The organism is Marinobacter sp. UBA5687, from assembly GCF_002420325.1.
Taxonomy (GTDB): Bacteria; Pseudomonadota; Gammaproteobacteria; order Pseudomonadales; family Oleiphilaceae; genus Marinobacter; species Marinobacter nauticus.
In genome coordinates, this window is sequence record NZ_DIHV01000130.1 from 1 (window position 1) to 6155 (window position 6155).

The 6155-nt window shown below is 59.0% G+C and carries 9 protein-coding genes; 6 read left to right on the plus strand and 3 right to left on the minus strand.

Features of this window, described 5'->3' with window-relative positions:
• A partial coding sequence (locus B3Y70_RS14595; RefSeq protein WP_288589997.1) for a hypothetical protein occupies window positions 1-595 on the plus strand: 595 nt, incomplete at its 5' end.
• Here B3Y70_RS14595 and B3Y70_RS14600 read toward each other — a convergent pair.
• Both B3Y70_RS14600 and dinB read right to left on the minus strand, forming a co-directional pair.
• The gene (locus B3Y70_RS14600) at window positions 583-1992 is read right to left on the minus strand and encodes a pectin acetylesterase-family hydrolase (protein ID WP_049756884.1); all 1410 of its coding nucleotides are present in this window, start codon (window positions 1990-1992) and stop codon (window positions 583-585) included. The genes B3Y70_RS14595 and B3Y70_RS14600 overlap by 13 nt on opposite strands.
• Before the next feature lie 161 nt (window positions 1993-2153).
• Window positions 2154-3215 (minus strand): DNA polymerase IV, encoded by a 1062-nt coding sequence (dinB, locus tag B3Y70_RS14605; protein WP_011785795.1) that lies wholly within the window; start codon window positions 3213-3215, stop codon window positions 2154-2156.
• Window positions 3216-3327: 112 nt separating this feature from the next.
• Between dinB and B3Y70_RS14610 the strand changes: the two genes are divergently transcribed.
• From B3Y70_RS14610 to minE, 5 genes are all read left to right on the plus strand, one after another.
• Window positions 3328-3606: a DUF1244 domain-containing protein gene (locus tag B3Y70_RS14610; protein WP_011785796.1), complete on the plus strand. Its 279-nt coding sequence runs from the start codon at window positions 3328-3330 to the stop codon at window positions 3604-3606.
• The gene (locus B3Y70_RS14615) at window positions 3606-3995 is read left to right on the plus strand and encodes a HopJ type III effector protein (RefSeq protein ID WP_011785797.1); all 390 of its coding nucleotides are present in this window, start codon (window positions 3606-3608) and stop codon (window positions 3993-3995) included. The genes B3Y70_RS14610 and B3Y70_RS14615 overlap by 1 nt, the downstream gene beginning before the upstream one ends.
• Window positions 3992-4741 carry a septum site-determining protein MinC gene (gene minC / locus B3Y70_RS14620; RefSeq protein ID WP_011785798.1) on the plus strand — a complete coding sequence of 250 codons (750 nt, stop codon included), beginning with the start codon at window positions 3992-3994 and terminating at the stop codon, window positions 4739-4741. The genes B3Y70_RS14615 and minC overlap by 4 nt, the downstream gene beginning before the upstream one ends.
• A gap of 65 nt (window positions 4742-4806) precedes the next feature.
• Window positions 4807-5619: a septum site-determining protein MinD gene (gene minD, locus B3Y70_RS14625; protein WP_011785799.1), complete on the plus strand. Its 813-nt coding sequence runs from the start codon at window positions 4807-4809 to the stop codon at window positions 5617-5619.
• Window positions 5620-5622: 3 nt separating this feature from the next.
• Window positions 5623-5874 (plus strand): cell division topological specificity factor MinE, encoded by a 252-nt coding sequence (gene minE / locus B3Y70_RS14630; RefSeq protein WP_011785800.1) that lies wholly within the window; start codon window positions 5623-5625, stop codon window positions 5872-5874.
• Between the two features lie 14 nt (window positions 5875-5888).
• Here the strand turns inward: minE and B3Y70_RS14635 are convergent.
• Window positions 5889-6155, minus strand: a 267-nt coding sequence (locus tag B3Y70_RS14635) for a DUF2804 domain-containing protein (protein WP_288590000.1), incomplete at its 5' end; no start/stop codon positions are given.

Sequence of the window (6155 nt, forward strand, 5' to 3'; positions counted from 1 at the left end):
CAATACCCCGCCACCCGAGTTACCACCAGCCGGAAACGCTCCGGATACCGCTTCAGATCCGGACGAGGCACCCCCGCCCTCTTCCGATACCCTGACACCTGAACAACAGGCACTGCTGGACAACCCCAAGGTCAAGGCTTACGCCCAGCGGCTTGAATTTGAAGATGACCTGCACGATTTCTTTGCCAACGCCCCATCTCTCCCCGAACAGAAGCGCCGGGCCCAGGCCGATGCCCTGCAAGAGCGTATGAACGAATACGAAGGATCTGTGCAGGTGAGTGCTCCGGAAGCCGCGTTGATTCAACTGGCGATGATCCAGATTCTGGAGCCGGATGAGGAGGCAGCAAAAGCCGCCGCACAGCAACTCATGGACCGGTACCGGGCTGAATCCGGAGCCAGACTGCAGGCCTGGCTGGAGGAACCCAGGCCGGACTTCGAACGCTACAAGGCCCGGGAAAAGGCAATTGTGGAAGAAGTGATGGCCATGGATGATATTCCCGGCGGACTGACCCGGGACCAATACCTGCGTGAGCGCCTTCAGGAAGCTCGGGTAGAGGCCATGGGCCGGTCCGCCGGCAATAATCAGAGCAACTGATCCAGCGACCAGTACAACAGGTTGAACGGTTTGTTGTAATCGGCCACCGTATCGGTCTCCGAGGCCTGCATCACCGCACCGCTGCCATTCATCACGTTATTGACGAAATCCCCCAGTTCCAGGCCCAACTCCTGAATATCCGAATTGGCGAACTCGATAATGGACGTGCAGTGACTTTCATTCACGTCCCGAAACATGGGCAGGTAATAGCCGAAGTTATCCAGCCCGGCCAGCGTCTGCGTCAACCGTTCGGTATCCACGGCCCACTTCTGATGCAGCAAAGCCTCCTTGGTGGCCTGATCCGGCGCATTCTCGATCTCCGGGAAGAAGCGCTCATAGGAATAGGAGGAGTAGTTCAGGTCCCGCCAGAAATGCGTATGCCCCATACGGTCCTGTGGCAGCGCCGTCGCCAGCGCAGGATACAGGCTGCCGAGGTCATTCAGGTTCAGTGCCGGCAAACCGGACTTCAGGTAAGCCAGCGGGCCGCCCGGCTGGTCCAGCCCCCAGGATTGCCTGATGAAGCTCTGTAGCAGCACCGAAGGATACTGCTGAGGGTCGGCGCCAACCGGCGCACTGAAGGCAGGGCCTGAATCGTTGATCAGGAAACTTCGAGTCGGCGCCATGTCCCGCCGGGTTGGGTGATAGTTGGTCAGGCCACCAATGCCACCAGCACTGCAACCGGTCGCCAGCATCTGCCCGGGGCGTTGCAGGTTGTCCTTGAGCCAGCTGATCACCGCCCGGGTATTCCTCAGGCCGTTGTGATGCCAGATCAGAGGTTCCACCTCGCCTTCAGGATCTTCATACACCGCCACCCGGTCACCGGAATAGATATCCCCCGTACAGTAGGGTACGTAGACCATGTTCCAGTTCTGGGTTTTTACCCGGGTCCAGGGATGCAGACGAACCACAAACGGGCTCACCAGGCTGGCGCCGGGATTCAACAGAGACATGTAATCATCCGGGATACCATCGGGATTACGAGCTCCCCGGATCCCGGTCTGGCCACTGCAACTCTCGTAATCCCAGCAGGCACCGCCACCTTCAAAATAAACCACGGTATTGGAAGTGTTCGGCACCCGGTTCACGAAGAACTTGTACTCCGAACCGTTACCGCATACAGCGCCGGTTTCCGGCGCCAGTGCGATGGTCTGCCACTGGTAGTAGGCCCCCGCCGAGAAATTCTCGTAGCCATCGGGATTGGCCAACAAAGGGTAGGCACCCTGGCGCTGATCCGATGTCACCGGATTATCGGCACCGGGCGGCGACGCCAGGTTACCCAGGGTTCGCCAGAATCCATAATCCCCCAGCTCCGCCGATACCGGAGCCGACAGCAACAATAACAACAAGCCCGCCAGCGCACCGGAGCGCCAGGGGCCACAACAGCCAGCTTTGTTCATTCTTGTTCTCCTGCGATTGTTGTTTCGGGGCGGGCGTGGCCCGCAACGCTTACAGCAGGATAGCGTCACCTAAAAGCTAGAGGTGACACACTGTCACGTCAAAGCGGCAGCCATACCGTTTTAAACTAAAAAAATGGCGGATATGCCCGCGGGGACCGAAGTCAGTCAAACAGGCGCAACTGGGTGACCGGAGCATCGTCATTGCGGAACCGGACTCCCACTCCCAGCAGGCGAACCGGGCGGTCTTTGGGCATCAGCTCTTCGAGCAGTGGCTGGAAATCCACCAGGGCCGGCTCGGTAACGGACTCCCGAACCCGCTCCAGTGTGTGGGTGGAAAAATCGCTGTAGCGGATTTTCACGAACAGCTTGTGTATCGGCTTGTGCTGTCCCTTGCGCGAGAGGCGAAGATTGAGGTCGGCCACCAGGGCCGGCATCACGGTATCGCAGGCGCTCCGGTCAGGGAGGTCCTGGGAAAAGGTGCGCTCGACGCTCACCGACTTGGCCACCCGCGACACCACAACGGGGCGATTGTCCCGGCCATGGGCCATTTCAAACAAACGATAGCCCTGTTTGCCAAACTTCTCGATCAACACGTCGGCACCCAGCGCCTGCATATCGCCACAGGTTTTCACACCCAGGGCGTGCAGCCGGGCCGCGGTCACCTGCCCTACACCGAAGAGCTTTTCCACCGGCAGCTCGCTTACAAAGTCGGCCACCTCCGGCGGCGTAATCACAAACAGACCATCGGGCTTGCGCCAGTCACTGGCAATTTTGGCAAGGAACTTGTTGGGGGCCACGCCGGCGGAAATGGTAATGCCGACTTCCCTGCTCACCCGCTCCCGCAGGTGCCGCGCCATCAAGGTGGCACTGCCCTTGAACGCGTCAACATCGGTCACATCCAGAAACGCCTCATCCAGGGACAAGGGCTCAACCAGATCGGTCATCTCCCGCAGTATCGCCATCACCTGCTGGGAAACTGCCCGGTAACGGCCCATGTCCGGCGGTACCGTGACCAGGCCGGGGCACAACCGCCGGGCTTCGCTGCCGGGCATGGCCGAACGCACGCCAAAAGCCCGGGCCCGGTAGTTGCAGGTGGTCACCACACCACGGCCGCCCTCGCCACCCACTGCCAGCGGAACATCCCGCAAGCTTGGGTCGTCACGCATCTCGACGGCGGCATAGAAGCAGTCGCAGTCCACATGAATGATCTTGCGCTGGGCCATAGGGGCGGGCTCACGTTAACAATCTGTACGTTTATACAGCCTTGTATCTTACGGTAACATGCCGAGAATGTCAGGAAATCCCGATAGTCCCGGCAAGCAACAGCGAGGCCCCATGAGTAACCCGATTCCCGAGTCTGAACGCACCGAAATCGAAGCCGCCGCCTTCCGGCGCCTGGTGCAGCACCTGCGTGAAAACAACGACGTCCAGAACATCGACCTGATGAATCTGGCGGGTTTCTGTCGCAACTGCCTGTCCAAATGGTATCGGGCCGAAGCGGGAGAGCGGGGGTTCGACATTTCAGATCCGGACGCCCGGGAAGAAATCTACGGCATGCCGTACGAAGAATGGAAAGCCAACTACCAGACCGGCCCCAAGCAGGATCACAAATAATGAATGTTAATGAAGCGGTTCGTATCCACCTGGCCTCAGTGCAGGCCGGTCATGCCGATTTCGACGACACCCTGAAACTGATCAATCAGTATTTCGAATTTCGGCCCACCGGTTTCAGCAACGGCCCGCTTCGCAACGAGACTGGCGAAAACGCTGGCTCCTGCCGGGTCTTCGGCCTGGGTCAGTACTGTAATCTGAGCGAGACCGACACCCTGCGCCTGTTCGCCCAACACTACGAGCAGGTGCTCGGCGACCCGGCCGGGGACAGCCATGGTAACATTCGCCAGTTTATCAGCACGGGCTGGTCCGGCATCCGTTTCGATGCCCCTCCGCTGCGCGCCCTCGGAGATGCCCATGCCTCAGACACCGGAGAACAGGTCCATCCATGAGCGATTCCGCAGCCACCGACACAAAACAGAGCTTTCAACTGAAGAGTGCCAGTGTTTCCCTGACCGCCCTTGAGCTTTACTACTTCGACAACGACGAATTTGAAGCCAATCTTCGGGACAAGATCAGCCAGGCGCCGGGCTTTTTCAAAGACATCCCGCTGATTATCAGCCTGGAGAAATATGAAGGCCTGGACAGCGAACTCGATTTTTTCAGGATGATCGGGACCTGCCGCCGCCACAACATCCATGTGATTGGCGTACGTGCCGCCAACGACGATCAGCGCCGGCTTGCCCGGGGAGCCTCCCTGGCACTGCTGCCCGGCGGCAGCCTGAAAGAAAAGCCGGCCCAGGAAGCTCCGGCACAAGCCGAACCGGAAGCGGCCGCTGCACCGGAGCCTGCAAACGAACCGGCACCGGCAAAAATCATCAATCAGCCGGTTCGATCAGGGCAGCAGGTATACGCGCCGGAAGGCGATCTGATCATCCTTGCGCCGGTGCAGGCTGGAGCCGAAGTTCTGGCTGCCGGCAATATTCATGTATACGGCCCGTTACGCGGGCGGGCGCTGGCCGGCATTCACGGTGCCGAGTCTGCCCGGGTGTTCTGCCAGTCACTTGAGGCGGAGCTTGTGTCCATCGCCGGACACTATAAAATCTCCGAAGATCTTCAGGACATTGGCTGGAAAAGCGCTGTGCAGATCCAGCTCAGGGACGATGTACTGGTGGTGACGCCACTGGACAAGGCCTGATGTTGTGACAACCGATAACAACAGTTGAAACCATGACGAATCCACCGAGAAACAGGAACTGAACCTTGGCTAGAATCATTGTCGTTACCTCAGGAAAAGGCGGCGTGGGCAAAACCACCACCAGCGCCTCCATCAGCACTGGTCTGGCAAAGCGTGGCCACAAGACCGTCGTGATTGATTTCGACGTGGGTCTGCGCAACCTGGACCTGATCATGAACTGCGAACGCCGGGTGGTGTACGACTTCGTTAACGTCATTCAGGGCGAAGCGACTCTCAACCAGGCCCTGATCAAGGACAAGCGGGTAGAAACGCTCTACATCCTGCCTGCCTCCCAGACCCGCGAGAAGGAAGCTCTCACCAAAGATGGTGTGGAGAAGGTCATCAACGAACTGTCCGAAACCTTCGACTACATCGTGTGCGACTCCCCGGCCGGCATCGAACATGGCGCCCTGATGGCGCTCTACTATGCCGACGAGGCGATTGTCGTAACCAACCCGGAAGTCTCATCGGTACGGGATTCAGACCGCATCCTGGGCATACTGCAGAGCAAATCCCGGCGAGCGGAAATGGGGCAGGACCCAGTCAAGGAACACCTGCTACTGACCCGCTACAACCCGGACCGGGTAGAAAAAGGCGAGATGCTGTCGGTACAGGATGTTGAGGAAATCCTGGCCATTCCCTTGCTTGGCGTGATTCCCGAGAGCCAGATCGTACTGAATGCCTCCAACCAGGGCCTGCCGGTCATTCTGGAGGAGCAAAGCGATGCCGGCCAGGCCTATGAAGATGCCGTTGCGAGGCTGCTGGGCGAGGAACGGGAACACCGTTTCATGACGTCCCAGAAAAAAGGCTTCTTCTCACGGATGTTCAAAGGGGGCTAAGGGATGAGTTTTTTCGATTACTTCAGAAGCAAGAAAAACAGTACGGCCAGTGTCGCCAAGGAGCGACTGCAGATTATCGTGGCCCATGAGCGGGGCCAGCGTGAACAGCCGGACTACCTGCCCCAGCTGCAGCAGGAGCTGTTGCAGGTGATCCGCAAGTACGTTCAGATCAGCGACGACATGGTACAGGTGGAGGTGGATCGCAATGACCACTGCTCCGTGCTGGAATTGAACGTCACCCTGCCCGAAAAGTGATGGCTACGCCCGGTTTACCACCGGGCAAAGTGATCTTCCATCAATCCCCGTAACCCGTTTACGGGGATTTTTTTGCCGCTTTCATCCGCAACCGTACCCTGGAAAGTGCCCACAAACTGACGGAAATTGGAGGCAATAACCCAGGCGTTGAGCTTTTCCCGGCGCGCGCCAGCGGGCACGAAACGGAGGTCAACGCGGCCATCGTCGGTGGTGACCCGCCAGTCTGCCCCGGGCTGATAGCGATCAAACTCGAATCGGGCCGGCCCCAGCAGAATGCGACG